Raw genomic sequence first — 25,348 nt, 5'->3', positions numbered from 1 at the left:
CCGCGCCAGAATCCCGAGTGCACCTGACAATGCGCAGGCCAAAGGACATCCACATCTCGCGATGAATGAGACGGGACATCCTGTCTCGGATGATCCGGTCCGATTTGGTCGTGGTTTCCGAAGATCCGGTCGGTCGCGCCGCTGTCGGTAGGGGATGGCAGGTTGCGTCGATGAGCTACGACCTTGCCGTGTGGGAGGGCGAGCGGCCGGCGGACAACACCGCTGCGGCCAGGTGCCTTGCCGATCTGTACGACCGGTACATGGACACGGAGGGGCCCGTGGTTCCCCCGGTGGATCGCATCGCGGCGTTCGTGGCCGCGCTGTTGGAACGGTGGCCGGATCCCACGGAGATCGACGACGATGACTCGCCCTGGTCGGCGGGGCCGCTGATCGGCGATGCCCGTGGCCCGTTGATCTACTTCCCCATGAGTTGGAGCAGGGCCGAGGAGGCATCCGCCTACGCGGCGGAGGTTGCCGCGTCGCTGGGTCTCAACTGCTTCGACCCGCAGGCGCGGCAACTCCGGCCCTGACTACGGCGCGGGAGCGATCAGACTTCGGCAGGTGGCCGGCCTGGCGGGCGCCCCCGGGTCCGGTGCCGGCTCGAAACACGGCCGACCCGATCATCCGTGAACGCAAGACGAACGAGACGCCCGTCGATCTCCGGATCCACCCCCGTGACGGAGTCCGGCTTCGGCGCTCAAGCGTTCCACCTGCCGACAGCAGTCGAACCGGCGAGCCGTTTCGCGCGGCGCTACAGCACCCTCGGCACCCACGAATCGCTCTACCGCCACTTCCGCAAAAGCCATGTCGTATGCAAACAGCGGAACTCGTTTCCAAAACGACATGGCAACCGCCCAGGTCGTAGGCGTCTCAATCGCCATCTGCATTGCGACAGGACACCGCAGTTCAGCGGGTTGTGTTGTGGCAGTCGGTCGGCGGCATCGTCGGTTCACCGACACGGACCTGAGATTCCGAGCGTCCGACACGACGTGAGACAGCGGACAGACTCGTAGGTCACGGGACCGACATGCGTCACGGGCCGCGAGACCCTACAGCATGTGCAGGGTCCCGCGATCCGTGGCGGAATCTCGTGGATCTCGACGGATGTCCGGCGGATCGCGAGAACTCTCAGGTCGGCGTTGTGTGTTGGGCCTGGTCGGCGTGCCGAACCGCCACCGCCGTGAGACGGCGGGCGACCGCCATGGTCCGAGACGCCGGGCGACGGTCATGGTCAGGGCATCGGCGTCCGCCAACGGCGGCGAGAACCTACATTACGCTGGCATGTCGGATCGCTGTCGGATCCGACATCGTCGTGAGACACCGCAGTTCGGCGGGTTGCGTTGCGGCAGTTGGTCGGTGGCATCGTCGGTTCACGGATACGGAACCGAGATCCCGAGCGTCCGACACGACGTGAGACAGCGGACGGACTCGTAGGTCACGGGACCGACATCAGTGCGGTGTGAGGACATCCGGCGTTTCTACTGGCCCGGCACGACCGACGATTTCGTTGTGGAGCCGACTCGTCATCGTCACGTCGCACTCGACGTGTGGTGACACCCATCGGCCGCCCGCACGCGCATGTCCCAGCGCAGGGGCGGCGCACACCGCAGGCCACCGAGCCGGACATGAAAGTTGCTTCCGGTCCCGTTTGGCGGGCCGGGCCAACGGAGCCGAGGGCTGCGGGTCACAGCACCCCTGTGCACACACGGCCCGTCTCGCCACTTCTGCCTGCGCGTCTTGTGATGCGCTCGAGTGGGACGGGACCGTGTGTGCCGGGTGCGCATGGCGAGCCGGGCGATTTGCCGCGACCCGACACGGAACGCCGCGAAGTGTGAATGATCAGCCGCGGCGACGGCGTACGGCGAAGGTGGTGCCGGCGCCCGCGGCGAGGGCGAGCACGCCGGCGACGCCCAGGAGGGTCGCGGTGTTGCCGTTGTCGTCGCCGGTCTCGGCAAGTTCCGGCTTGCCCTGGGCGGGCGGGACCGGTGCGGCCGTGGCGGGCGTGGACGGCGCGGTGGTCGGAGTGGTGGTGGTCGCGTCACCGGCGCACTTGGGGGCGCCGGAGACGGTGACCGTGGTGAAGTCGGCCTTCTCGTAATAGTTGTTGGGGCCGGCGCCCGGGTAGTAGCCGAAGGCGATCCAGTGGTTCGTCGGGGTGGCGTAGCCACCGCCGATGCTGATCCGGGCCTGGAGGACCTTGTGGTCGACGGGGCCGGTGGCCCACTTGGCGACGTCGACGTCGAGCTCGCTCCGGCCTGCCGCCTCGTTCTTGACCTTGTGCCAGACGCCCTGGGGGTCCTTGACCTCGATCCGGGCGTCGCAGGCGGACGTCCCGCTCATCGCGCGGTCCAGGTCCATGCCGAACGAGGCACGGCTCAGGTGCCAGTCGGCCTTGTTCCGGGTCTTGAGGTGCACCTGGAACTCGTGCGGTTTGGCGTCGGCGGGGAACTCCTTGGGCAGGCCCGTGTAGGAGGTCTCCAGCCCGCTCACACGCAACATGGTGCGTCCGTCGCCCTGGAGGTCGACGTAATTGCCGTTGGAGGTCGACCCCTTCGCGACGAAGACGCCCACGCCCATGTCGCTGGTGGGGCCCTCCGTGGCGACCTGCAGCAGACGCACCCGCACCCGCCAGGTGTGGTCGTAGCCCGCGGGCAGGTCCATGCCCGCGGCCGGGGCGAGGTCGCCCCGCACGTCCCGCAATTCGCCGATGGTCCGCGTCGCGAGCGGCTTCCAGGGAGCGCCCGGTCCGTCGGCGACCTCCACGAGGACGGAACTGGGGACGGCCGGGTCGTAGGAGGCACCCTGCAAGGACAGATACGGATGAACGCCCGTCAGGGACGTTCCGGTCTTGTTCGTCAGCCGGATCGTCCCCTCGGTCCAACCCCCCGCGTACTCGGCGGCATTGGGGAACTCGACGGTGACCGCCCCGTCGGGCAGGGCGAGCGCGGACGCCGGAGAGGCCGGAGCGAACACGCACAAGGGCACGGCGATTACTGCGGCGCTCACTATGAGACGCAGTGACTTCATGGATGTCCGTTCGAAAAGAACACGCCTCTGGGTGGGGCGTGTCACATGGAATGCCGGGGAAGGCACGGTGGCTCACTCTAGAGGCCAACCACACGCTCCCACCATCGAGTTGCCCACACCGCCCGAACACATTCCGACGTCGGACACCGACGTGTTCCAGGAACTCGTCACGGTCTGCCCGTCCGACGCCGGGTGTCGGTGGGGCCGGCTATGCTCCGCATCCGCCGGGTCCGGGGCGGTGCGGTGGCGCGACCGCCCTCGCGAACGGCCGGGTGAGTGAGGGCGTGTCGAGGGTCGTCGTCGTGTCGGGGCGTGGGGGCTTGGGGGGAGGCGTGCGGGATGGACGACGGTGTCGACGCGAAGGCGTTGCACGAGGCCTGGGTCGATGCGTTGCCGCGGTACTGGTCGCAGCGGTGGCAGGGGACCGACGGGGACGTGCGCACCGTGGTGGCGCGGATGCCGGCGGAGGTGTGGGACGGTTTCGTGTACGACCGGGTGCCGTGGGGCCGGTTCTCCCACGCCTACGGCTCGGGCGAGGACGTCCCCGAGGACCTTGAGGGGATGCGTTGTGCCGACGCCGTGACGGCGGAGCGGTCGCTCGGGTCGTTGTGGGGCTCGATCTGCCATCAGGGCTCGCGGGGTTCGGTGGCGCCGCTCGCGGTGCCGTTCCTGTTGCGAATCGCCGCGGATCACCGCGCGCATCCCCGGGTGGGCGCGCTCCTCCTGGTCGCGACGGTGGCACGCTGTGATTGTCAGGAGGATTCCCGCGCCGATCTGCTGCGGGTGGCCGATTCCTGTGGCGACCACGCGCACTTCGATGTGGGCGGCTACTTCCAGAACTGGACCGTGGAGGCGGCACGCGACGCGATCACCGCGGACGCGCACATCCCGATCGCGCTCCTTCACGACCCGGACCCCGACCTCCGGGAGGCGGCCGCGTACGCCCTGGCCGCGACCTCGGGCCGGGCCGGGGAGATCTCCACCGCCCTGCACGACCGCTTCCGGATCGAGGACCACACGCGCGTACGCGCGAGCCTGATCCTGGCGATCGCGCAGTCGGCCCGGGAACACCGACACGACAATGCCGCCGCCTTCACCCGCGCCCTGTGGTCGGACCCCACACGCCCCGCCGAGGTCCGAGTGGGCGCCGCCCTGGGATGGCTGTGTCTGGTCGAGGACCCCGTGCCCAACACCCTGCGCGCCGCCCTCGCCGCATGCGCCACCCCCGAACTCGACCGTGCAATGGTCTCGGTGCCCTGGCTGCGCCGGGTCGATCACGACAGCGCCGGATCGACCCACATCCTGCGGCAGTTGCTCGATCCGGACCCGTTCCGACGTTCGGTGGCCGACGGCCGCCTCTGGGCGGAGGCCGAGGGCTGCGCAGACGACCCGCCCTTTTGACGGCTCGGTGGCGGCCGCGGCGATCGGACGCTCCGGGGGCGGTCCGCGTCGGCGTCTGGGCATCGCGGGAGGCCGGGAAGGAGCGGAATGCCTTGCCTCGTCTACGCGCCGAGTGGTTCGGCAACGGCGCCGGCCGTCGCGGTGATGGGTCCGGTGTCGGGGATCGGTTGGGGTGATGAGGTGTCGACGGGTGAGGGTTCGGAGAGTCCTTCGCGCAGTCCGGCCGCGAGGAGTGGGCCGTGGACGACAGTGTCGTGGGGGAGTGCGAGGCCGAACACGGCGTCGGCACGTGAGTTTCGCTCACCAGGCACCCGGTCCTTCGCACCGTTCAACCCCACCCTACGGTTCGCAACCCGTTCACCACAGGCGATGATTCACCGATGTTGAACGTCACCGGCTCGGACGGCGCCGAAAGCGCGGCTCTCTTGCTGACCACGATGCACCGGCTGCACAAGCAACTGAACGACTTCGCCTCTCGGCTCTACGCCGCCTACGACTTCGGGGACGGGTCCGGGTTGGTGCCTGCCATCTTGATCGAAATGCACCCCGCGGGACCTGAACTGCGGCTCCGCCACCGCTTCGGCTTCTTCGCGGAGGGCGACTCGGATGTCAGTGAGCTGCGGTTCTCCGCAGGTGCGACCATCACCTCGGCCGGGAGCATCGTTGAAGCCATGGTGGATGTCGACCTCGAACGACCCCGGGGAGAGTTCGACTCCGGTGTCCACGCCCTCTATTTCGAGCGGATCGATCAACTTTCCCTCATGGACGCCCTGAGCCACTTGGAGGAGCAGGTCACGACGCTCTGCACAATGGGCGCTGTCCCAAGCCGTCTGGGGTTCGATACGCGTTGATCGCGGTTGGCCGGGTCCGCGGCTTCCTGCCGTCGCGGATACCGGATACGCCGCCCGTCGGCTTCCTCGCCGGGTCATGTCCGCTGAACGATGACGGTTCCATGGCAGCGATCGGGGACTACGCGGGCCGGGCAGCGAAAGCCATGCTGCTCGGTCCGTGCACGAGCGGTGACGAGACGATAGGAGTCGGTTCCGGCCTCGATGATGTTGCCGCTGGGTACCCGGGGGCCTTGGCTCGCCGTCGGATGTGACGCGTTTCTCGAACGCGGTAGCGATCGCGAACCGGCCGGCGCAGGGCGGGCACTGCGCCGTTCCGAAGAGGTACGGCAATTCGCTGGCGAGCGAGGTCTGCTCGTCGCGGGTGGCGATCTCGAGCAGGCGTGCGCCCGGTGGGGACAGCTCGCCTGCCGGGGCCGGCCGCCGCGGGCGGCGGTCGATGTCGCCTCGGTGCCGGTCGCGGATCGCGGAGTGGTTGCCGTGGTTGCCCACCGCGATGGTGACGTCGGCGCCGCAGCGGGGGCAGTGGACGGCGAGGAACCGGGATCCGGCACTGGTTGACGTTCGATGTCGGTGTGTGGCTGTCGGCTTCACCTGCCCCCGCCCATGAACGGCCTTACCTCGGGTGCAGGAAACTCCGGACATCGTCGTAACCGTCCACGGCCCGACCATCGACGTCCGAGGGGTCCGCCTCGGCGCGCGCCGACAGCGACCTCGCCAGCGCGAGAGCCTCATCGCTCAGACGCCCGAAGCGTCGAGCGGTGTGTCCCAGGCACAGGCCGGCCAACCCGAGGAGGGAACTGCCGGGCACGGCCCGCGTTCCGACCTCGATGCACCAGTGCTCCACGAACTGGGCGTCGTCGTCGTTCAACGCGGTCCCGACCAGGACGCTCGCCGCCTCACCCTCCGCCGAGCGGTCGCGTAGGGCCCGCTCCAACTCCTCCACCACCACCTCGTGAGGCAGCGCGGGCGGGTTCTCGAAGCTCCGATGAGAGTGCATCCCGCGACACTAGTCGGATGTCGGGTCCGTGACCTGCGGGTTTGTTCGCTTGTCCCGTCACACGGAGGTTGTCGGCGGACGTTGCCCTGAGCCGCAGCCCCGCCGGGTCGGTGGAGAACGATCCGGCAGGGCGGTCCCGGCAGACCCCGGCACGTGCGGATCTCGGAGCGGGTCACCGATCCGGATCCGGTCGTGTTCCTCCTCGCGGTACGGCGGTTCGCGCCGTCAACTCGGCGGCGTGGCGGACCTGTGCCGTGGGTCGAGGGTGACCCGCGTCGTGATGACGAGCCCATGAGCGTCGGTGAGGGCGACCAGGTGGTGGCCTTGCGCCTCGTTCCGCGGGGTCCTCGCTCGCGTGCTCGCCTACGGACGCCCAGAGGGTGTGCCCGGGCCGCGGTCCGACCCGGCCGCGATCCGTCAGCCGGTTGCGACGCCATCGCATCCTGCCCGCCTGCGGGTTCGAAGGCCCACGTGGACCCTCGTGTCGGGCGGGCGTCGGCGGTGTGCCGATCGTCCACGACCACCTGTCGTGCGGCCGGTTCTTCTCCGAGGTCATCGCCGAGCGGGCGGAATCGTCCGGATCCGCCGCCTGGTTCTCCGGGGCACGGCCTGCTTGCGCGGTTCGGCACAGCGGGCATTCGATTCGTCCCACCCGGTTCCCCCCGCCCACACATCCCCTCCGATTCCGCTGGGGCTCTCGGTACACGGTTCGGATCCCCCGCCCCGTGGGCGCAGTTGCCGAGCCCGGTAGGTTGGCGGTTCACGGGGCCCGGGAGGAGATTCGGCATGGCAGGCCTGATCTTGACGGTGTGTCTGCCGCCGGAGGCGCGCGCCGATCCGGACGCGGCGCTGGCTCGGGTCATGGATCCGTTCCATATCGACTGTGGTGTCTGGGAACGGGCGATGTGGGACTCGTGGAGCCTGCGCGTTTCGAGCAACCTGGGCCGTTTTCGCGTCCTGCCCGGTTACGAGGGGGACCCGCGGCTGATCCACGAGGCGCCCGACGACGATGGTCGGATGCCGCCCGGTGGGGCGGGTTGGTGCGCGGGCGGCCCGCGTGGACTCCTCGACTTCGACGGGCCCCGCGCCGCGGAGCGGGCCTGGGCGGGGTCCGCCTGGGACCTGTGGCAGCGTCTCGCGGCACGGCACCCGCCGTATCTGCCGTTCTCCGTGTTCCAGGAACGGCACGCAGCAGTCATCGTGCACTCGCCGCCGTGGGCACGTGCATGCGCCGACTATGAGGCGCAGCCGTTGTTGCGAGCCGCGGCAGCGTACCCGGAGGCGGACGCACCGGTCCGCTTCGCCGAACGCGTCGACGCACTCGGCCGGCCCGACGTGTACTTCGCCGGGACCCGTGAGGAATTCGCCGGAAAGGTCGGCGACGACGCCGTCCTGCTCACCGACCTCCTGACCTCGGACGGGTGGTGGATCGAAGCGGACGGCACCGCCATGCACGCGACCTGTGAAGCCGCGACCACCTGTGAACACCGGTCCGAACTACTCGACCGGCCCGCCGACAACCGCACCCACATGGAATCCCTCCCCGACGACACCCTGCTCGTCCGCGTCCGGTGCCACGTCTAGCGCACAACGCGCCGGCCGATCACAGAAATGGGCGCATGCCTTCGCAAAGGTGATGGAGAATTCGAAAGAGCCTGCGGATCTCCGGAACGCGATTCGGCCATCGGACCTCGCGCGCAGGTCCGCTTTTGTGAGCCGATGACCGCCCACGGAAGCGGCCGGTACTGTGGGGTGGACTTCCAAAAGGTGATTGCCGAACGGGCATGACTTTTGTTTCGGGCGAATCCGTGCCATGGCTGTTCGAAACTTGTTTACATCGAAGGCGGACGGTCGTAGGCCGAGGAGGTTTCGTTGGTTGGCCAGGGTGTGTCGGCGGTGGGTGGAGCGCGATCCGTGGGGCTGGTGTCGGGTGCGCTGGCGTGGGGCGCGGCCGGCACGTGGCGGTCGACACACGAAAGCAACTATCCGTGGAATGTTTGGATTCCCATCGGTTATGGGGCGGTCAAAGGAGTTTTTCTCGGACTTGCGATGGGTTGGTGTGCCCTCTTGCTGGCTCGAAAATGGGGGTGTGTCCGAGGGTTCATGGACAGGCGGATTTTCGCTGCTGTATTTCTGCTCGGCCTGCTGCCTGGGACATATCAGGATCTGACCGGCCCATCACCCCGGTTGGTCTATTTCGAGGAGTCGACGCCGGACGATCAATGGTATTGGAACGCCTTCGCGACCCAATGGATCACGGGTACCGTTCTCCCGGCGTTTGGATGCGCGCTGGTCGTGGCGTCGTTCGCGGCCTTCAGCGGTCGTTCATCGCGGAAGCGCCTGATGTCCTTCATTGGTGTCCTGGTGACCGGTGTGGGAGGCGTGCTGTTGATCTTTCTGCCGGCGCTGGCCTCTGCCGGCGCGCCTTCGCCCGAAGGCAACGGGCAACACGTCGACGAGAGCGCAATCACGGCGATGGGAGTGATCCTCGTCGGACTGTCTCTCGTGTTGCGCAGCGTGATCGGGCTCATCTCTGCCGTGAAACGTAGGCGTCGGTTGCGTGAGGTCTCTCGAAGGCAGGGCGAGAACGCCATCGGATCAGCCTGAGCCACCGCTGTGCGGCACGTTCCGCGACCACATGGTCCATCCCGGGCGCCCGGTCCGCGCGGTGAGCGCCGAGCGGATCCGGTTCCCGATGAAGGTGCGTGTACATCGGCGCCATCCGGTCCGATGCCGTGAACAACAGCCGGCCGCAAGCGAGTTCGTAGAGCATGCGGCCCAGCACATATAGCCCGGCGGCGACCGTGTGCGCGAGGAGTCGGCCGGGGTCCGTGCCGAAGCGGTCCTCGGGAGCGTCTTCCTCGAAACCGGACGGGTCGGGTGAGGACGTGGTCGCCGGCGCGTTGGACGCGGGCCATGACGCCGAGTTCGGGTGTGTACGGGTCGAAATACTGTGAGAACCGCGAACACGGGCTCGTGCGCCGCGTCGGCCCCGTGTCTTTCGTCCGTGGTCGTGTTCGCGGTTCAGCCGTCGAACGTGGTCCAGTCGATGCCGGAGTCGGTGAGGGGGCGTAGCAGGTTGCGGTGTTTGGCGCCGATCCGGACGGTTCCGGTGGTGTGGTCGTTGGTTTCGCCTCGGATCATGGTGATCAGGCCGGGGGAGACGTGGAAGGAGGTGGGGTTGGTGTGCCATGCCCAGGTGCGCAGGGGTACTCGGGTCTGGAGGCCCGGGGGATCGTCTCCCGGGTGTGGCTGGGGTGTTCATGTTCCCGGGAGCCTGGGCTCGCCGTCGGATGCGAAGCGTTTCTCGAACGCGGGGGCGATCGCGAACGGGTTTGCGCAGGGTGGGCATTGGGCCGTTCCGAAGAGGTACGGCAGGCCGCGGGCGAGCGAGACCTGCCCGTCGCGGGTCGCGATCGAGAGCAGGCGTGCGCCCAGCGGGGACAGTTCCTTTGCCGGGGCCGGCCGCAGCGGGCGACGGTCGATGTCGCCTCGGTGCCGGTCGCGGATCGCGGAGTGGTCGCCGTAGTCGCCCACCGCGATGGGAACGTCGGCGCCGCAGTGGGGGCAGTGCACGGCGAGGAACGTGTCGGTGAGGTCGTCGAGTACCCATGCCCAAGCGCGTGGGTCGCCGTCCGCGGCGTCCCGCGGCGACAGCGTGGTGCTGCCTGCGTCGGGGGCGTCTCCCGCTCGCACCACGGTCGCGGCGACGTCGCGCACGCGCGAGCGTTGGCTGCGCATCGCCATGAACGCCCCACCGTGCGCGAACCTGCCGCGTCCTTCGGAGGGTTACCGAAGGCTGTCCCAGTCGATTTCCGGATCCTCGACGAACTCAGCGATGGGTGGACGATCGAAACGCTGCCCATTCATGCCACCGACAACCCAGTCGATGCACTCGGGTCGTTCTCCCGTGCCCGCTCGGCAGAATTCTTCCAGTGCGGCACGAATTCGCGGGATCGGAAGGGCGCTGGACGGGTCGTGGAACAACGGATAGCAGGGATCCGACACCACGCGCGGGTCGAGGTCGGGGGGTTCGGGATTGTCGGACACCCAAACGTGATCATGAATTCCCCCCTTTTGAAATTTTGGGTTGATAAATCACACCTAAGCACCATGTCCCGTACGTTGGTTGACCGCGACACGCAGGTTGCTTCCCTTCACCGGTCCGTCGCCACAGCGCTGGTCGGCAAGAAAGAACCAGGATGAGTCGAGACGCATCAACCCTTTCACCGTAGTGCCACCGATCCTGGAAAAATACGCTCAGAATCATGATCCGGGCCGCCATTCATCGTTTCGGACGAGTACTCCCGGATCGACGCGACGGACTCGCTCGCCACCGTCGAAGCCGTGTACGAACTCCTCGGAGCGTAGGAGCGGGTCGGTCGGCCTTCATCGGCCCCACCGGTCACGTGGCGGGCTCACTCCACGGGTCGAAGCCGTCGACGCCCCCGGCCGAAGGGGCGGCGGCGCCCTTGGCGTCCACGCTCTCGTAGGGCTGCCATGTCCTCTCGTCGTGTCGGTGCTCCCATCCGGGCAGGACGGTCAGGCCCCGAGGCGGTGCTCGGGGACGGCGACGGGGCGGTGTGACCCCGCGGAGACGGGCCAAAGTCGATGTGCCGTTCTCCGAGCCCGGCCGGGGAGTCGAAGACGCCCACGGGGAACGTCTGCTCGTCCCGTCCGCCCGCACTCGACGTCCAACCGCAACACTCGGTGGAGGTACGGGCGTTCCTCGTGTAGCGGGGGATTCCCGGCCGCGCGGCCGATCCGCGCCTGCCCTCGGGGAGGCTGCGGGCACGGGGCGACAACCCCGCGCGGTAAGCGAGTTGAGCACGCCACCGGCCCGCGACCCGACGGGGTCCGCGCTCGATCCGCCCACCGCCGCGCCGACCGGGTTGCTGTCGATGTGCCGGTGTGTGGCGTCTACGGATCGCTCACCGCGTCAGGGATGGAACGGTTCGTTGGCGGCGCGCCGCCACGCGGTGATCCGTTCGTCGGATCGGCCCGGGATCGCGTCGCGGGGTCCGGCCGGGCGTGTGTAGCCCTCGGGGTACAGGTCGTTCTCGAGTTCGGCGTATTGATCCGGAGTGAGGGCGGGGATGAATCCGGTGGGGAATCGGTGCATGAGCGGGTGGGCCCCGATGTTCTCCAAGCCGTGCACGGAGCACTCCAAGGCGACGAGATGCTCTCCCTCGCCGCTACCACCCCCGACGTAGGCGCGGTCGTGGGTGAGGCACACGTACCCGAGGGACACACACGGATCCGTCTCGGACGGCTCGTGGAACGACGGATCCCGCACCACCTCGATCACGACGTCCTGCGGGTCCAGGCGGGGGATCGGCCGCGGGTCACGCCACAGCAGTCTCGGAGGGAGCACGCCGTCATCATCGCGCGCGCACGTGTTCCGCCCGAAGGCGGTATCGGCGGCGGACGCGAGGATGCCGTCCGAGGGGCCGAACAATGTCGCCTTGAGCACGCCGATCAGCTTCTCCGTTCCCCTCATGGTTCCCCGGGCAGCCCCTCTCGACCGGCACGACAGCGTGAGACCGCCTGCCGACCACCCGCCCCGACTCCCGGCGTTCACGCGCGCGGGCCCGGCATCCGGCCTGTGCCGCGCCTCGCGCGGGTCCTGACGACGGCCGGGGTGAGCGCGGTCGGTTGAGTACGTGGACGCGCTCGGTTGAGTACGTCGTCCCTGTGGGTGTGCTCTGTGACGACGAGGGCGGTGGGGCGGCGCGATGCGGTGGGCGGGATGCGGCGACCTTGTATCGCGAAGCTCCCTGCCGCGGCCTTTCAGTCCATGGCGACCTTGATGTCCACTTGACTCACGGCATCCTCCTCGCCCACAGATGAACGCGATTCGGCTCGGCGTCGGAGCGTGCGATCCATGTACCGTCACCCAACGCGGTAGGCACTCCGGTCACAGGAACCGGGTAAGCGATCTCGACAGGCACGGACGGTTCGGCGGAGTGGAGGGTCCAATGACGATGCCGACCCCATTGGTCGTCGAGATCCGAGGTCGAGGCAATGATGGTGTCACCATCGATATAGCTGCACATCTGATCCCAAACGGGGAGGTCGTTGGGATCGTCGGCGTCGGGATGGGTCGTGAGCGCCTCGTAGTCGATTTCGATGATTGGGCTGTCATCAGCCGACCGATACCTGGTCAGAACGTCAGTCGAGGGGGTGAGGGCGACATACTCGTTTCCTGCGGGTGAGATGTCGCACAGAATGATTCCCGGCTCCGTCTCTGCGCGTCGAGTGTTCGCCTCTCGGCCGTCCCAGGAACCCCAGATTATGGTGATGTCGTCTGGATCACTGCCGAGGCAGAGGGCGATGCTCTGTCCATCAGGGTGAGGGATGTGACGCGAGTTGGTCGCATAGAGATCGTGGAGGTCGATACGGTGCACGATTCTTCCATCGGAGGCGTCCAGGAGTAGCCATGCCTCGCCCTGTGGTGTTCCCGGTGTGTCCAGGGCAGTCGGTGTTGCCACGTGTGCCCAGATCAGGCGGCTGTCGGGAGTGACCTGGCACGAGCCCGTCTCTACGCTATCCGACGTTCGCATACAGGGACATTCCATATCACCGCTCGGGATGAATGCCCGTCCGAAAACGGTGCGGCATTGATGGAAAAACTCCCATCGGGTTTTTCCGTTCGATTCCACCACGCGAACAGAATGCGGGCCCACGAATACGGCATACGTGAGATCCGGGCTCACCGCGTCCTGTCCACTCTTGTCCCTGGACCACGGCGCCGGGAAGTCTGCCTCCGTGGCATCGCCGGAAACCGAGTCGACAATGACCCGGGCCCGTAGAACCGCGTCCGTGCGAAAGGCGAGTATGCGTCTTCCTGCCCACCGCAGCACTCGGGATTTGGCATGATGCGGCATTTCTATAGTGGTGATTGACCGTGCCTCTACAGATGCCATGGCTCTCCTGCAACAAAGATGATCGGCGAGTCGATTGTCATGCGAAAGATACAAGGCCGAAGTCGATGGTGCGCTGCTGGTCGACTGTTGCCGGAGGGGCGGTGGGTTCGGTGGGTAGAGGTGTGATACTCGCGCGTCGGTGTATGCACGGCGCGCGTCCCGCCTGGGCACGACACCGCCGCCTGGATGGTCCGGGTGGCGAGCAGGCCCGAACCTGATCGAGGCGGACGAGGTAAGGGCGTGGCCGGACCATCATGACGCGCAGATCGCGCCCGAACGGATCGCCACCGTCACCGTGTCCGTCACGCCTCCCGAGAATGCGACCCCCGGGCCCGCCGCCGTCGAGCTGATCGGCGGCTCCGGTCTCGAGTGCACCGCCTATCCCGGCACCCTGACCCGACCGAAGGCCAACGAGAACGACGTGCTCGCCAGTCACTATCACATCCTGCGGAAACATCCTGAGGCCCCGCACACTCCCGGACACCACGTCGGCCTCGACGACTTGGTCCCCGGTCTGCTGCGCCCGGACTCGAACCCGCAGTTTGTGGCGATGGTAAAGCCTGCTGCCAAACCGGGCCCGCGCCGGTCGATGTGTGCCCGACGGGGCGCCAACTCGTGGCGAATTCCTCCAGCGCCCGGATCGGATCCGCCTCCACGTGGGCAATCCACTCCGCCCCCGCCGTCCGTTCACGCCGGAGGCAGCGTTCCACCGGCCGCCGTGGCAGGCCGGCGCAGTGTTCGCCATGACTGCCTGCCCGAGCCGGCCTGTTCACCTGCCGGAGCCACCCACCCGGGGGTCCGGTTGCGCCCTGCTCGGTTCGCCGACGACGACGGCTCCCAGGGGCCCCAGCGGTTTTGGTACCGGTCCGGTACCGCCGGTGGTACCTGCCTGGTACCTTGGTGGGCATGCCAGCTTTGAACATCGAGTACACGGACGAGGAACTCGCCGCAGTGCGCAAGGCCGCGCAGCTGGGGGGCAAGTCGGTGAAGGCCCATGTGCACGACCTGAGCGTGTCCGAGGCCGCCCGCCGCAACTTCGTCACCGGCGCCGCCACGTTCGTCACCGACCACTTGGCCGAGTTCCAGGACGCCTTCCCCGAGGGGCAGCGTTGATCCTGCGCGTCGACGCCGGCTGGGTCCTGGACATCCAGACCGCGAACACCCCGGTGAACCTACCTCTCACCGACTGGGGATCGTTCGCGTTCTGCGTCGAGCGCCACCGCTACGAACGCTTCCGCGGCGAGCTCTACTACGAGGAGACCGCCGCGCGCGCCGCGACGTTCGTCCACTCCATGATCGTCTTGGAACCCTTCGCCGACTACAACGCCGTCGTCGGCTGCGCCTGCGCCGACCGCTACATGGCCGGCTCCGACGAACCCCTCACCGTCCCTCCCGGCGGCTGGGTACAGCTCACCCGCGACATCCGCGAACGCAAACACACCCTCACCGACGTCGCCCGAACCCTGCGCGCCTGGAGCCGGCCGCAGACCGATTGAACATCGCGGCCGGCCGACGCACAGGGTTCCGGCGAGCCGGTGGAACAGGATCCGTCCGCTCCGCTCCCTCGTCACCCATGTCGGGATCTGTGCCGGGGCCCGCAGTTCGGCGTCGAAGCGGCACGGATCGTCCTTGCGCGCCGGCGACCGGTGGCTGAACGGGAGGCGTTCCGGCGGCGAATGCCGGTGTGGGGCGGCGGGGTTCACATTGCCGAAGGGTTGGGCACGTCCCATTGCCGGCTGTCCGCGGTGGTGCAGGTGACGAATTGTCGTTCCCTCGAGACGGCGTAGACGAAGTCGGTGGGCGCGGGGCATCCGGCGTCGTGCCACCAGGTGGTGGCGGCCTCGGAGGCGTGTCCACAGGTCGTGGGGTCCCCAGGTCCAGGCAGGGTGGTCGCCGTCGGGGTCGGACACCGCCATGGCGTGCGTCCCGTAGGGCTCCATGCCTGGGCGCGTTGGTGGCCGTTGTCGTCGATGCCGCGACCAACCGTGCGCTCTGAACAGCCGCCACACGCTCGACAGGGACGCGTACACCACCCCCGTGACCTGCGTGATCACCCGCCCGACCCGCGTGAGCGTCCAGATCCGCCCGGTGAAACCCGCCTCCGGACCGGCCTCCAGCACTGTCGCCACCTCGGCGAACCCCTCGTCCGACACCCGCCGGTGGGCACCCGGCGGGCCGGCGGAGCGCAACGAGTCCGCCCCGCCGTCCGCCCACGCGCGATGCCACGTCGACACCGCCTGCGGCGAAACACCCGACCGACGCGCCCTTGCGCGCGACCTCCTGCAGGCGGTGTTGCTGTGGCTTCCTGCGGGCGCGAAGGCCGATCTCGGGAGGGTTGTGGGGCGACTCGACGCGGAGTTCGACCGCCGGACGGTGCCGCGTCCCGGGCTTATCGGACCTGACAGTCCCTGGGGCGTGAACGGGCCGTGGCGCGATCAGCTTGCGGTGGAGTGAGTGGCCTCCGGATTCCTGACCGCCTTCCCTGTCGCCGCTGGATCCCCGGCGGGAGGCATGGTCAGGTAGCGGTTCGTTGCTGTTCCGCACGGGACAGGGCGGCGACGGCGCGGGCGGGGGTGCGGCGCAGGCGATCACGTACAGGACGCGGGTGGTGTCGGGTGTGGTCATGCGGGCAGTCCAGCGCGTTCGGCCAACTCCCGCAACGGCCACGGCGCCGCGCCCCTGGATCGCCGGTGCAGGTCGGTGACGACGTTGCGGGCGCAACCGGATCGCAAGCTCACGCTGGGACAGACCCCGCCGCTCCCGCCAATGCCCGACGTCCTCATGTCGCGCCATACCGCATCGCGTACCTCGCGTGCCGCTCCGGCGCCGCGGGGCGGCGGGGTTGGGCTCGACGGGTGCACTGTGGACCCGTACGGCGCAGCAGTGGTGTGGCGTGCGGCTGATCCGCTCACTGTTCCCGGCGGGCGCCGTGACGATGGACCCTGACCGTGGCGGCCGGAAGGAGAGCATGAAACCGCGCTGTTGCCGACGGATGCCGAGCATGTGTACGGAACCCAGGCGGCTCTGCCCATCGGGCGGGGGCGACGCAGGCCCGGGTGGGTCGGATTCGGGCGCGTGTCGTACTCCCCGGCGTCGGGGCTGACCACCATGGACTGGCTCAAGGACGAGATCTTCAAGCCGTATCCGGAGCTGCTGGTCTTCCTGACCGTCGCCTTCGGGTTCCTGCTCGGCAAGATCCGCTACAAGACCCTCGCGCTCGGCTCGGTCACCGGCTGCCTGGTCGCGGGGCTGCTGCTCGGAGCCGGGGTCGACGTGCAGATCAACGGGACGGTCAAGTCCCTGTTCTTCATCATGTTCTTGTTCGCGCTGGGGTACAAGGTAGGCCCGCAGTTCTTCCGGGGCCTGAAGAAGGATGGCCTGCCGCAGGTCGTCAACGCGCTGGTGGTGTGCGTGACGGGGCTGCTGGTGTGCTGGGGGTTCGCCACGATGCTCGGGTACGGACCGGGGTTGAGCGCCGGCCTGCTGGGCGGGGCGCTGACCCAGTCCGCGGTCATCGGCGTGGCGCAGGACGCCATCGGCCAACTGCCCGGCTACGGGGGGGCGAAGGCCCAGAGCGAGGCCAACCTCGTTGCGATCGGATACGCCGTCACCTATCCGCTCGGCACGATCCTGTGCGCGCTGCTGCTCGCGAACGTGATCCCCGCACTGCTGCACCGGGACCTCGCGAAGGAGAGCGCCGACCTGGGCAAGGAACTCGACGTCCCCAGTGCCGACCCGGACCTGGGTCGGGGCTACTACGAGGACGTGCTGCGCGCCTACACGCTCACCCACCAGGAGTACGCCGGGCAGACCGTCGCCCGGTTCGAGGCGGCGCAGCACGATGCGGGCCGACGCGTCTACATCACCCGGATCCGCCGCGGCGACGAACTGATGGACGGCGCGGAGGAGACCGTGCTGCGGGTCGGCGACGTGCTCGCGGTCAGCGCGCTGCGCGAGGATCTGGTCGCGTTCGATCCCGAGACACGTGTGGGCCCCGAGGCCGACGACACGGCGCTACTGGCCTACGCCACCGAGACCCTGCATGTCGTGGTCTCCGCGAAGGGCCAGATCGGCCGGACGATCGCGCAAGTGCGCCTCGAACCGTTCATGGCGGGCGTCTTCATCGACAAGCTGTACCGGTCCGGGGCGGAGTTCCCGTACGTGCTCTCCTCCACCCTGGACCGCGGCGACACCCTGGTCCTGAGCGGCCCGCAGCGTCTGGTCGTCGGTGCCGCCAAGCACCTGGGCACGCCGGTGCCCACCAGCTATGCCACCGATATGATCTGGGTGGGCCTGGGCATCTTCGTCGGCGGTTGCATCGGCATTCCCGCCCTGCACGCCGGCGGCGTGCCCATCAGTTTGTCCACCTCCGGCGGCGCGTTGATCATGGGCCTGGTCTTCGGGTGGCTGCGCGGCAAGTACCCGACGTTCGGGAACGTCCCGCCCGGCGCGCAGTGGTTCATGGACACCCTCGGGTTGTGCATGTTCGTCGCCGTGGTCGGCATCAACGCCGGTCCGAGCTTCACCTCCGGGCTCGAGCAGGCCGGGTTGGGGTTGGTGGTGTGGGGGGCGGTGGCCACCGTCGTTCCGCTCGTCGTCGGTTTCCTGTACGGCCATGTCATCCAGAGGATCCGCATGCCGCTGCTGCTGGGCATGCTCGCCGGCGGGCAGACCACCACCGCCGCGATCGGCGCGATCAACGAGAACGCGCGCAGTCAGGTGCCCACTCTGGGCTACACGGTCCCCTACGCGGTGGGGAACGTGCTGCTGACCATCTGGGGCTCGGTCATTGTGCTGCTCACCCATTGACGGGCCGGTCCCTCGCCCTTTCCCTCCGTAACCCCGTCCGGTCTCCGTCCGATTCCCGTTCCGGTTCCGTCCTTGAGGAGTCAGCGTCGTGCCCAAGGCCACCTACAGCCGCGAGAAGATGCGCACTCTCGCCGCCCTGAGCCCCTTCGAGCTGAAGGCCGAGTTCATCAGGCTCGCCGAGGCCCATGCGGCGGACGCGAGTCCCGAGGACGCGCAGAAGCACCGGGCTGCACGGCAGATGCTCAACGCCGGGCGCGGTAATCCGAACTGGATCGCGACCGGGCCGCGCGAGGCGTATCTCGCGCTCGGGCATTTCGCGCTCGGCGAGAGCCGTCGAGTGTGGACCGCCGACGACCTGGGCGGCATGCCCGTGCAGCCCGGAGTCGCGGACCGTTTCGAGGCGTTTCGCATCGCGAATCCGGGGCTCGCCGGTGTCGAGATGCTGCACAAGTGCGTACGGCACGGCATCGACGCGTTGGGCTTCGACCCGGACGTGTGGCTCCACGAGCTGGTGGACGGCTATGTCGGGGACAACTACCCGATGCCGGACCGCATTCTGGCGTGCACCGAGCAGGTTGTCCGGACCTACCTGCACCACGAGATTTTCGATGGCGAGGCGGTCGCCGGCAACAGCCTGAGCCTGTTCGCCACCGAGGGCGGCACCGCGGCGATGTGCTACATCTTCGACTCGCTGATGAAGAACGGCATCCTGCACCGGGGCGACCGGATCGCGTTGATGGTGCCGATCTTCACGCCCTACATCGAGATCCCCGAACTGGACACGTACGGCTTCGACGTGGTCGACATCAAGGCCGAGCTGTTCGCCGGGAACGGGGTCCGCGAGTGGCGTTATCCCGAATCGGAGATCGCCAAGCTGGAAGACCCCGCGATCAAGCTGGTGTGCCTGGTCAACCCCAGCAATCCGCCCTCGCTCGCGCTGTCCGAGCGGGTCGCGCGGCAGATGGCCGCGATCGTCCGGGACAAGAACCCGAACCTGGTCGTGGTGACCGACGACGTGTACGGCACGTTCGTCGACGGTTTCCGCACCATCGCCGCCGAACTGCCGCGCAACACGATCCTGGTCTACTCGTACTCCAAGCACTTCGGCGCGACCGGCTGGCGGCTGGGCGTCATCGGCGTGCACGACGACAACGTGGTCGACGCGCTTCTCGCCGCCCTGCCGGACGCCGAGAAGCGGCGACTCGCCAAGCGGTACGGCACCATCGCGCTCGAGCCCGGTGCCCTGAAGTTCATCGACCGGCTCGTCGCGGATTCGCGGCAGGTCGCGCTCAATCACACCGCGGGCCTGGGTTTGCCACAGCAGGTGCAGATGGCGCTGTTCTCGCTGTTCGGGCTGCTCGAGGAGGGCCAAGCGTACAAGCGACTCCTGCGGGAGACGGTGCGCCGTCGCCTCGATCTGCTCCTGGAGGGGTCGGGGATGCGGATCGCGGACGATCCGAAGCGTGCCTGCTACTACATCGAACTGGATTTGGTGGCGGAGGCGAAACGTGTGCACGGGGACGGTTTCGCGAAGTTCCTGGAGGCCAACTACGAGCCGATCGACCCGCTGTTCCGGCTCGCCGAACAGACCTCGGTCGTGCTGCTCAACGGCGGTGGCTTCGACGGGCCGCAGTGGTCGATCCGGGCGTCGCTGGCGAACCTCGACGACCTCGACTATCTGAGGATCGGTCACGCCGTGCGCGGGATCTTCGACGACTACCACCGCGAATGGGTGGACGCGGGCAGCCCGGGTGCCGGCGACGACAGCGGCGGCTGAGCAACCGGCGGAAAACGGCGTGGGGCACCGCGGCTGCCGAAGTGCCCCACGCCGTCCGTCGGGTCGTCCCCGGGGGATCAGGTCTTCAGGCCGATGATGCCGACGAAGATCGGCCCGGTGAGCGGGAGCAGGAAGTTGGAAAGCGTGTACGTGATCGTGTAGCCGAGCATCGGCACGGAGCTGCGCGCGGTGTTGGTGACCGCGGTGATCGCCGGAGTCGAACACTGCTGCCCGGCGATGGCCCCGACGAGGATCGGCTTGTCGATGCCCAGGAACCTCCGGCCGATCCACAACCCCAGGAACGCCGGGATCACCACCATCGCGATGCCGGACAGCGGCAGCAGCAGCGGGTACTGCTTGAGCAGCGGCCCGGCGTCCGGCCCGGCGGCCAAGCCGGTGACGGCGATGAACATGGCCAGGCCGAGGTCCTTCATGGTCTGTGCGGCGACCGGCGGGTACGCGCCGAAGGTGGGCTGCGTGGACCGGAACCAGCCGAACAGCAGTCCGGAGATCAGGCAGCCGCCGCCGGTGCCCAAGGTCAGGTCCGCGCTGCCGACGTGCACGACGATCTGGCCGAGCAGCACCCCGAGGCAGATGCCCAGGCCGATGTAGATCCAGTCGGCGCTCTCGGTGCGGACCTTGGCACCGAACTTCCGCTGGAACCGGTCGACCTTGGAACCGCTGCCGACGATGGTCAGCGTGTCGCCATGGCGCAGTTCCGTCTCTCCGGTCGCGGGGAGGTCCTGGCCGACCCGCTGCAGGCCGGTGAGATACACGCCCTCGGTCTCGTCCGGGTACGCCCGGTTGAGCTCGGTGACCGTCTTGCCGGCCAATTCCTTTTTGGTGAGCACCAGTTCCCGTACCGACAGGGGGTTCTCCAGGCCGGGGACGCCCGCGGTCTCCGGTCCCAGCCGTCCACCGGCCGCCATGACGCCTTCGCGCCGTCCGACCACCAGCACGCGGTCGTCGCGGGCCAGCCTCAGGTCCGGGGCGACGGTCAGCACCTTGGTGCCGCGTTTGACGCCCTCGACGGAGGCGTGCAGCCCGACCGCTTCCTCGAGCGCCTTGATCGTCACGCCGCCGCCGTCGGTCACGTGGTACGTCCGGCCGACCAGGGCCGGCATCGACGCCTCCTGGCCCTCCTCCAGCGTCGCGTGCGCACCACGCATTCGCTGCCAGAGCTCGCGGCTGGCATCCGCCAGGTCGATCTTCATCAGCCGTGGGAAGAGCTGACTGGTCAACATGACGATGGTGATCAGCCCGAACAGGTAGCACACCGAATACGCGGTGGCGACGTGCGCCTGCATCTCCTTGGACTCGTCCGCGGTGATGCCGGACAGCTTGGAGATCGCCTCCTGCGCGGTGCCGACGACCGCGGACTCGGTGGCGGCGCCGGCCAGGATGCCCGCGCCGGTGCCGACATCCAGGTCGCCGGCCTTGGTGATCACGATGGCGATGATCACGACCACGACGGCTTCCATGATGGACAGCGCGCCGAACCGCAGTCCCTTCGCGTTCAGGTTGGCCACGAACCCGGGTCCGGCGATGTATCCGAGGGAGAAGATGAACAGCGCGAACGCCACGTTCTTCACGTCGGCGTTGACCGACACGTGCTGCGCGCCGATCAGCATCGACACGATCAGCGTGCCGCAGATGCCGCCCAGCGTGATCGGCCCGACGCGTAGCCTGCCGACCAGGTAGCCCAAGGTGAGGCACGCGAACAACGCCAGCACGGCGTTCTCCCGCATGAGATTGAGCACGACACTCCTCCCCGAAGCAACAGGTGTTGCATAGAGCATCACATCGGGGCATTCCGGAGGCCCGCAGGCCACCAACGCCGAACGAGTGAAGGGATGGCGCAGGCGGGGGTATGGGGGAGGCGGGGTGGCGCCGGTGCCCCGGATGTGGAGCGTCCGAGCGAGCGGTCGAACCGTCGCGACTTCCACGACCGGCACGGCATCGCGACTTTCAGCCGTGTGATTCGAAGCGGGCTCGTGTGTCGAGGGGCGGGTCGCCGGGTCGGGCGGGATTCGCGAGGGTGCCGGTGCGGCTCTTGCGGCTCTTGCGGCTCTTGCGGCTCCGTCGCACCGCGGGACCGGTGGCAGCGACGAGGACTCCGAGGGCACACAGTGTCACCGTCCGAGCTGCGGGGGCCGGACTTTTTGGTTCGGGCAGCCCCGCGGGCTCAGGTTCAGGTGTCGCCGAGCTCGACCGCGCGGCGTAGGCCCGGCGGAGGGTCGCGGAGGGCGACGGCGAGCGCCTTCAGTCGACGCGCCACCTGGGACGACACCCACACCTGGTACCTGACGACTCGGGAGGTCATGAACAGGTTGTGGGTCGCGGAACCCAGTTCCCATTGCCCACGCATGACGCGGCGCGCGCGTACTTCCTCGATCTCCACCGGACCGTCCGGCAAGGCCTGCCCGACGGCGAGAGCGTGCGGGACTACCCGGAGGGAACCCGGTCGGCGTTCCTGGACGCGGCTCGTGCCGTCATGGAGTGACGCGCGACCGCCGTCCCGAACCCCACCCCTCTGCTCGTCGCCCTCTCCCGCCTGCTCGATCCGCCGTCGCCGACCGGGCTGCGGCAACGGTGGGGCCGGAAGGCGGTTCCACCGAGCAGGCACGTGGGCAGACGACACCGGGCCGCGGGAGCACGTTCACGTGTACCTGGTTGGGCACCGCGGGCCGGGCAGGTTGATCGCGTCCCGGCCGCCGACCACGATCGCCGGCTCGACACGTCCCGCCTCCGGCAGGATGGCCGGCCCTGGCGGTACGCGGCCATGGGCGCGGTGGCGGCCAGGCTGGAGCTGCGACCCAATGCGGGGCGCCAACTTAGGTCGCGGGGACAATGTTCGCGGCCTTGATGCCCATGAGAATCGGCCTCGTCCGTTGTGAGCCAGAGAGGCCGATCGCGCCATGAGCAACTCCGTACCACCGCGTCCCGGCCGGCCTCGGCTGCGTGAGCTCGGACACCGGATAGGCCGCATCGACCCGGGGCCGCTGAACGCGATCACCGATGTGGCGGGGGTGCGGGTGGGCCATGCCACGGTGTTCGACACCGCTTGGGGCGTCTACTCCGGGGTGACGGCGATCGTTCCGACCGCGCTGCAGGGGGTGCGATCGCTGTCGGCCGGTCTTCATGTGGCGAACGGGTACGGGAAGTTCGTCGGCGCCACCCAACTGGTGGAACTGGGCGAGTTGGAGACCCCGGTGCTGCTCACCTCCACCCTCTCCACGTTCCGGGTGGCCGACGCCCTGGTGAGCTGGGTCCTCGACCACGCGGACGGCCCGGTCAAGTCGCTGAACCCGGTGGTCGGCGAGGTCAATGACTCGTGGCTGTCGTCGACGGTGGCGCGTCCGGTGACCGCCGACCATGTCTTCACGGCGTTGGCCGAGGCGGACACGGGACCGGTGGCAATGGGCAACGTCGGTGGCGGCACCGGGGCATGCGCTCTCGGATTCAAGGCGGGCATCGGCACGGCCTCACGCCGCATCGACATCGACGGCCGCGCCGCGACCGTCGGGGCGCTGGTCCAGGCGAACATGGACGGCTGCCTGCGGTTTCCCGGGCGGATCGTGACGCCCGAGAGCTTGGGGCTGGCCGGCGCCGGACCCGACAGTGCCCAGGGCTCGTGCGTGGTGGTCCTCGCCGTCGATTTCGCGTGCCCGGCCGCGCAGTTGTCACGGGTCGCAGCACGCGGCGTCTTCGCGCTCGGTCGGGTCGGTGCCGCGTTCAGTCACGGAAGCGGTGACTACGGCCTGGCATTCTCGACCGACACCACCACGGCGAGGAACCTCGAACCGGCAGAGCTGGACGCGGTTTTCGCCGCCGTCATGGACTGCGTCGAGGAGTCGGTCATCGACGCCCTGCTCGCGGCGGAGACGGTTACCGCACCATCAGGCCGCGTCGCCCACGCGCTCCCGCACCGGACGGTGCGGGTATGAGCGCCCCGGCGGGCATGACCGACACCCGACGACCCATGCGCCGACTGGGCATCCTGGGCGGCATGGGGCCTCTGGCCACCGCCGACTTCTACCGACGGCTGGTGGAACATACACCCGCCGATGTGGACCAGGAGCACCTGCCGGTCGCGATGTGGGCCGACCCCCGGGTACCCGACCGGACCGCCGCGTTGCTGGGCAACGGCCCGTCCCCGGTGCCGGCTTTGCTGGAGGGAGTGCGCTGGCTCGAGTCGGCCGGTGTGGATGTGATCGCCATCCCTTGCAACACGGCGCACGCGTACGTCGAGGACATCCGCGCCGCCAGCGACATCCCGCTGCTGGATATGATCGGCACGGCTTTTGCGGACGCGCAGCGCCGGACGGACGACGTCACACGGATAGGTGTGCTGTCGACGCGGGGCACGCGCGCCGCGAAGCTGTACGAACGTGCTGCCGAAACGCTCGGTGGAACGATTGTGCAGGTCCCCGACGCAGCGCAGACGGACCTCGTGGACCGGGCGATCCGCGCCGTCAAGAACGGGGCGGATCTGCGGGAAGCGGAGCTGTGGATCGAGTCGGCCGCGCAAATCCTGCGCGACCTGGGTGCTCAGGTCGCCATCGCCGCGTGCACGGAGATTCCGCTGGTCAGCGCGGGCGCCGCAGGTGTGCTGCCGGTTGTCGATTCGACGGCCAGCCTGGTCGAGTCCGCCGTGGCGCGCCTGTGGTCGTGAACGCCCGCGCCCTCGCTGCGGCGATGACCGCGGATGCACGATCCGGCGGCGCGCTCGTGCGCGCCGGGCGAGGGCCGAGGACGGCTCGCCTCAGGCGAGTGGCTGTGGGGCGCCTCGGGGCCTGCGGAAGTCGGACGCGCCCGTGCGGTGCCTCACGGTCGTCAGCGCCGCACGGGCCGGCCTGGCAGCGCGTCAAGCGACCTGGATCCTGCCCTCGCGACGCATCGCGGGGACGCTGTCCTGCAAATTGCTCCCGGGGAGGTAGTTGCATCGGTTGACGGCTTCGAGCAGGGTGAACGCGCCGAGTTCGCGCACATAGCGGCGCAGCACTTTCGAGAACATTCCCGCAGTTCCTGGGGTCGCCGGCCCCGTCCAGCCACGTGAGTGGCATCGCCTCGGAACCGATGACGGTCGCCGGAAACGGAAGTGTCCTGTCGACGAGCGCTTGGTCTTGCGGATTCATCTCGTCGAGGAAGTGCATGATGGCCAGGCCACCGGGATCGGCCGCGCGGAGTAAGGCTGTCCCGACGGCCGAAGTACCCGGTGTGTCTTTGTCGCCGTATACCAGCTTCCGACCGGCGGCGATCGCGATAGTGGAACGATCGCCTCGTCGGAAGTGGAGTCCCTCATGCCCCAGGCTGCCGATCTCGGATCGACGCCCGACGTCGCCCTTGCCGCTTTGTTCGACAGGCAGGTCGTGCCCGGCGCGGCCATCGGCATGGTCCACGGCGACGCGGACTACGTCGCGACACAAGGCGTACTGACGCATGGGCCCCGGCCCGGGTGACGCCGGACACGCTGTTCCGCATCGGATCGGTCACCAAGACCGTGACCGCCACCGCCGTGGCAGGACTTGCCGAGACCGGGCCACTCGACTTCGAGCGC

General features: G+C 68.6%; 20 protein-coding genes and 3 pseudogenes. 15 read left to right on the top strand and 8 right to left on the bottom strand.

All coding sequences use genetic code 11. From position 1 onward, the window contains the following. Positions 1–170: 170 nt before the first annotated feature. Positions 171–530: a hypothetical protein gene (locus tag ACIRL2_RS45170; protein ID WP_402240536.1), complete on the top strand. Its 360-nt coding sequence runs from the start codon at positions 171–173 to the stop codon at positions 528–530. A 1,309-nt stretch (positions 531–1,839) separates the two neighbouring features. Here ACIRL2_RS45170 and ACIRL2_RS45165 read toward each other — a convergent pair. Then, positions 1,840–3,006 (bottom strand): LPXTG cell wall anchor domain-containing protein, encoded by a 1,167-nt coding sequence (locus tag ACIRL2_RS45165; protein ID WP_402240533.1) that lies wholly within the window; start codon positions 3,004–3,006, stop codon positions 1,840–1,842. 360 nt (positions 3,007–3,366) lie between these two features. Between ACIRL2_RS45165 and ACIRL2_RS45160 the strand changes: the two genes are divergently transcribed. From ACIRL2_RS45160 to ACIRL2_RS45150, 3 genes and pseudogenes are all read left to right on the top strand, one after another. Continuing rightward, positions 3,367–4,428 (top strand): hypothetical protein, encoded by a 1,062-nt coding sequence (locus ACIRL2_RS45160; RefSeq protein WP_402240532.1) that lies wholly within the window; start codon positions 3,367–3,369, stop codon positions 4,426–4,428. Positions 4,429–4,808: 380 nt separating this feature from the next. Next, positions 4,809–5,279 (top strand): hypothetical protein, encoded by a 471-nt coding sequence (locus tag ACIRL2_RS45155; RefSeq protein WP_402240530.1) that lies wholly within the window; start codon positions 4,809–4,811, stop codon positions 5,277–5,279. Between the two features lie 62 nt (positions 5,280–5,341). Further along, positions 5,342–5,425 (top strand): annotated as a pseudogene (locus tag ACIRL2_RS45150) (RidA family protein); the annotation flags it as partial. Between the two features lie 467 nt (positions 5,426–5,892). Here the strand turns inward: ACIRL2_RS45150 and ACIRL2_RS45145 are convergent. Next, a complete protein-coding gene (locus tag ACIRL2_RS45145; protein ID WP_402240528.1) occupies positions 5,893–6,276 on the bottom strand; it encodes a hypothetical protein in 384 nt (127 codons plus the stop codon). Positions 6,277–7,062: 786 nt separating this feature from the next. Between ACIRL2_RS45145 and ACIRL2_RS45140 the strand changes: the two genes are divergently transcribed. Continuing rightward, positions 7,063–7,860, top strand: coding sequence for a hypothetical protein (locus ACIRL2_RS45140; RefSeq protein ID WP_402240525.1), 798 nt, complete (start codon positions 7,063–7,065; stop codon positions 7,858–7,860). Between the two features lie 330 nt (positions 7,861–8,190). Next, positions 8,191–8,883 (top strand): hypothetical protein, encoded by a 693-nt coding sequence (locus ACIRL2_RS45135; RefSeq protein WP_402240523.1) that lies wholly within the window; start codon positions 8,191–8,193, stop codon positions 8,881–8,883. A 654-nt stretch (positions 8,884–9,537) separates the two neighbouring features. Here the strand turns inward: ACIRL2_RS45135 and ACIRL2_RS45130 are convergent. The 4 genes from ACIRL2_RS45130 to ACIRL2_RS45115 form a co-directional block, all read right to left on the bottom strand. Continuing rightward, positions 9,538–10,023, bottom strand: coding sequence for a hypothetical protein (locus ACIRL2_RS45130; RefSeq protein WP_402240522.1), 486 nt, complete (start codon positions 10,021–10,023; stop codon positions 9,538–9,540). A 42-nt stretch (positions 10,024–10,065) separates the two neighbouring features. Continuing rightward, positions 10,066–10,326: an Imm1 family immunity protein gene (locus ACIRL2_RS45125; RefSeq protein ID WP_402240520.1), complete on the bottom strand. Its 261-nt coding sequence runs from the start codon at positions 10,324–10,326 to the stop codon at positions 10,066–10,068. 889 nt (positions 10,327–11,215) lie between these two features. Next, a complete protein-coding gene (locus ACIRL2_RS45120; RefSeq protein ID WP_402240519.1) occupies positions 11,216–11,776 on the bottom strand; it encodes a hypothetical protein in 561 nt (186 codons plus the stop codon). Positions 11,777–12,098: 322 nt separating this feature from the next. Further along, positions 12,099–12,683 (bottom strand): hypothetical protein, encoded by a 585-nt coding sequence (locus tag ACIRL2_RS45115; protein WP_402240517.1) that lies wholly within the window; start codon positions 12,681–12,683, stop codon positions 12,099–12,101. 1,425 nt (positions 12,684–14,108) lie between these two features. Between ACIRL2_RS45115 and ACIRL2_RS45110 the strand changes: the two genes are divergently transcribed. The 4 genes from ACIRL2_RS45110 (at position 14,109) to ACIRL2_RS45095 (ending at position 19,788) form a co-directional block, all read left to right on the top strand. Continuing rightward, positions 14,109–14,315 (top strand): hypothetical protein, encoded by a 207-nt coding sequence (locus tag ACIRL2_RS45110; protein ID WP_395872921.1) that lies wholly within the window; start codon positions 14,109–14,111, stop codon positions 14,313–14,315. Beyond that, positions 14,312–14,698 carry a hypothetical protein gene (locus ACIRL2_RS45105; protein ID WP_395872922.1) on the top strand — a complete coding sequence of 129 codons (387 nt, stop codon included), beginning with the start codon at positions 14,312–14,314 and terminating at the stop codon, positions 14,696–14,698. Before ACIRL2_RS45110 ends, ACIRL2_RS45105 begins: the two co-directional genes overlap by 4 nt. 1,612 nt (positions 14,699–16,310) lie before the next feature. Next, a complete protein-coding gene (locus ACIRL2_RS45100) occupies positions 16,311–18,011 on the top strand; it encodes an aspartate:alanine exchanger family transporter (RefSeq protein WP_402240610.1) in 1,701 nt (566 codons plus the stop codon). Between the two features lie 88 nt (positions 18,012–18,099). Continuing rightward, the gene (locus ACIRL2_RS45095) at positions 18,100–19,788 is read left to right on the top strand and encodes a bifunctional aspartate transaminase/aspartate 4-decarboxylase (protein ID WP_402240514.1); all 1,689 of its coding nucleotides are present in this window, start codon (positions 18,100–18,102) and stop codon (positions 19,786–19,788) included. A 77-nt stretch (positions 19,789–19,865) separates the two neighbouring features. On the opposite strand, the gene aspT is transcribed toward ACIRL2_RS45095, so the two are convergent. Beyond that, on the bottom strand, positions 19,866–21,548 hold the full coding sequence (aspT, locus tag ACIRL2_RS45090; protein ID WP_395872926.1) for an aspartate-alanine antiporter: 1,683 nt from the start codon (positions 21,546–21,548) through the stop codon (positions 19,866–19,868). A gap of 486 nt (positions 21,549–22,034) precedes the next feature. On the opposite strand from aspT, the pseudogene ACIRL2_RS45085 reads away from it, so the two are divergent. From ACIRL2_RS45085 to ACIRL2_RS45075, 3 genes and pseudogenes are all read left to right on the top strand, one after another. Then, positions 22,035–22,291, top strand: a pseudogene (locus tag ACIRL2_RS45085) (hypothetical protein); the annotation flags it as partial. 415 nt (positions 22,292–22,706) lie between these two features. Continuing rightward, complete coding sequence (locus ACIRL2_RS45080; protein WP_395872927.1) at positions 22,707–23,735, top strand: P1 family peptidase; 1,029 nt, start codon at positions 22,707–22,709, stop codon at positions 23,733–23,735. Next, positions 23,732–24,463, top strand: coding sequence for an aspartate/glutamate racemase family protein (locus ACIRL2_RS45075; RefSeq protein ID WP_395872928.1), 732 nt, complete (start codon positions 23,732–23,734; stop codon positions 24,461–24,463). Before ACIRL2_RS45080 ends, ACIRL2_RS45075 begins: the two co-directional genes overlap by 4 nt. Positions 24,464–24,655: 192 nt before the next feature. Here ACIRL2_RS45075 and ACIRL2_RS45070 read toward each other — a convergent pair whose 3' ends face one another. Then, positions 24,656–24,805: a hypothetical protein gene (locus tag ACIRL2_RS45070; protein ID WP_402240511.1), complete on the bottom strand. Its 150-nt coding sequence runs from the start codon at positions 24,803–24,805 to the stop codon at positions 24,656–24,658. Between the two features lie 286 nt (positions 24,806–25,091). Here ACIRL2_RS45070 and ACIRL2_RS45065 point away from each other — a divergent pair, with 286 nt between their 5' ends. Both ACIRL2_RS45065 and ACIRL2_RS45060 read left to right on the top strand, forming a co-directional pair. Further along, complete coding sequence (locus ACIRL2_RS45065; RefSeq protein WP_395872930.1) at positions 25,092–25,250, top strand: hypothetical protein; 159 nt, start codon at positions 25,092–25,094, stop codon at positions 25,248–25,250. Further along, positions 25,247–25,324, top strand: a pseudogene (locus ACIRL2_RS45060) (serine hydrolase); the annotation flags it as partial. The gene ACIRL2_RS45065 and the pseudogene ACIRL2_RS45060, both read left to right, overlap by 4 nt. Between the last annotated feature and the right edge of the window lie 24 nt (positions 25,325–25,348).

Origin of the sequence: Embleya sp. NPDC127516 (assembly GCF_044765325.1) — a bacterium.
Taxonomy (GTDB): Bacteria; Actinomycetota; Actinomycetes; order Streptomycetales; family Streptomycetaceae; genus Embleya.
The sequence above is the reverse complement of the archived record's forward strand: the minus strand, read 5'-3'. Positions and strand labels throughout refer to the sequence as shown.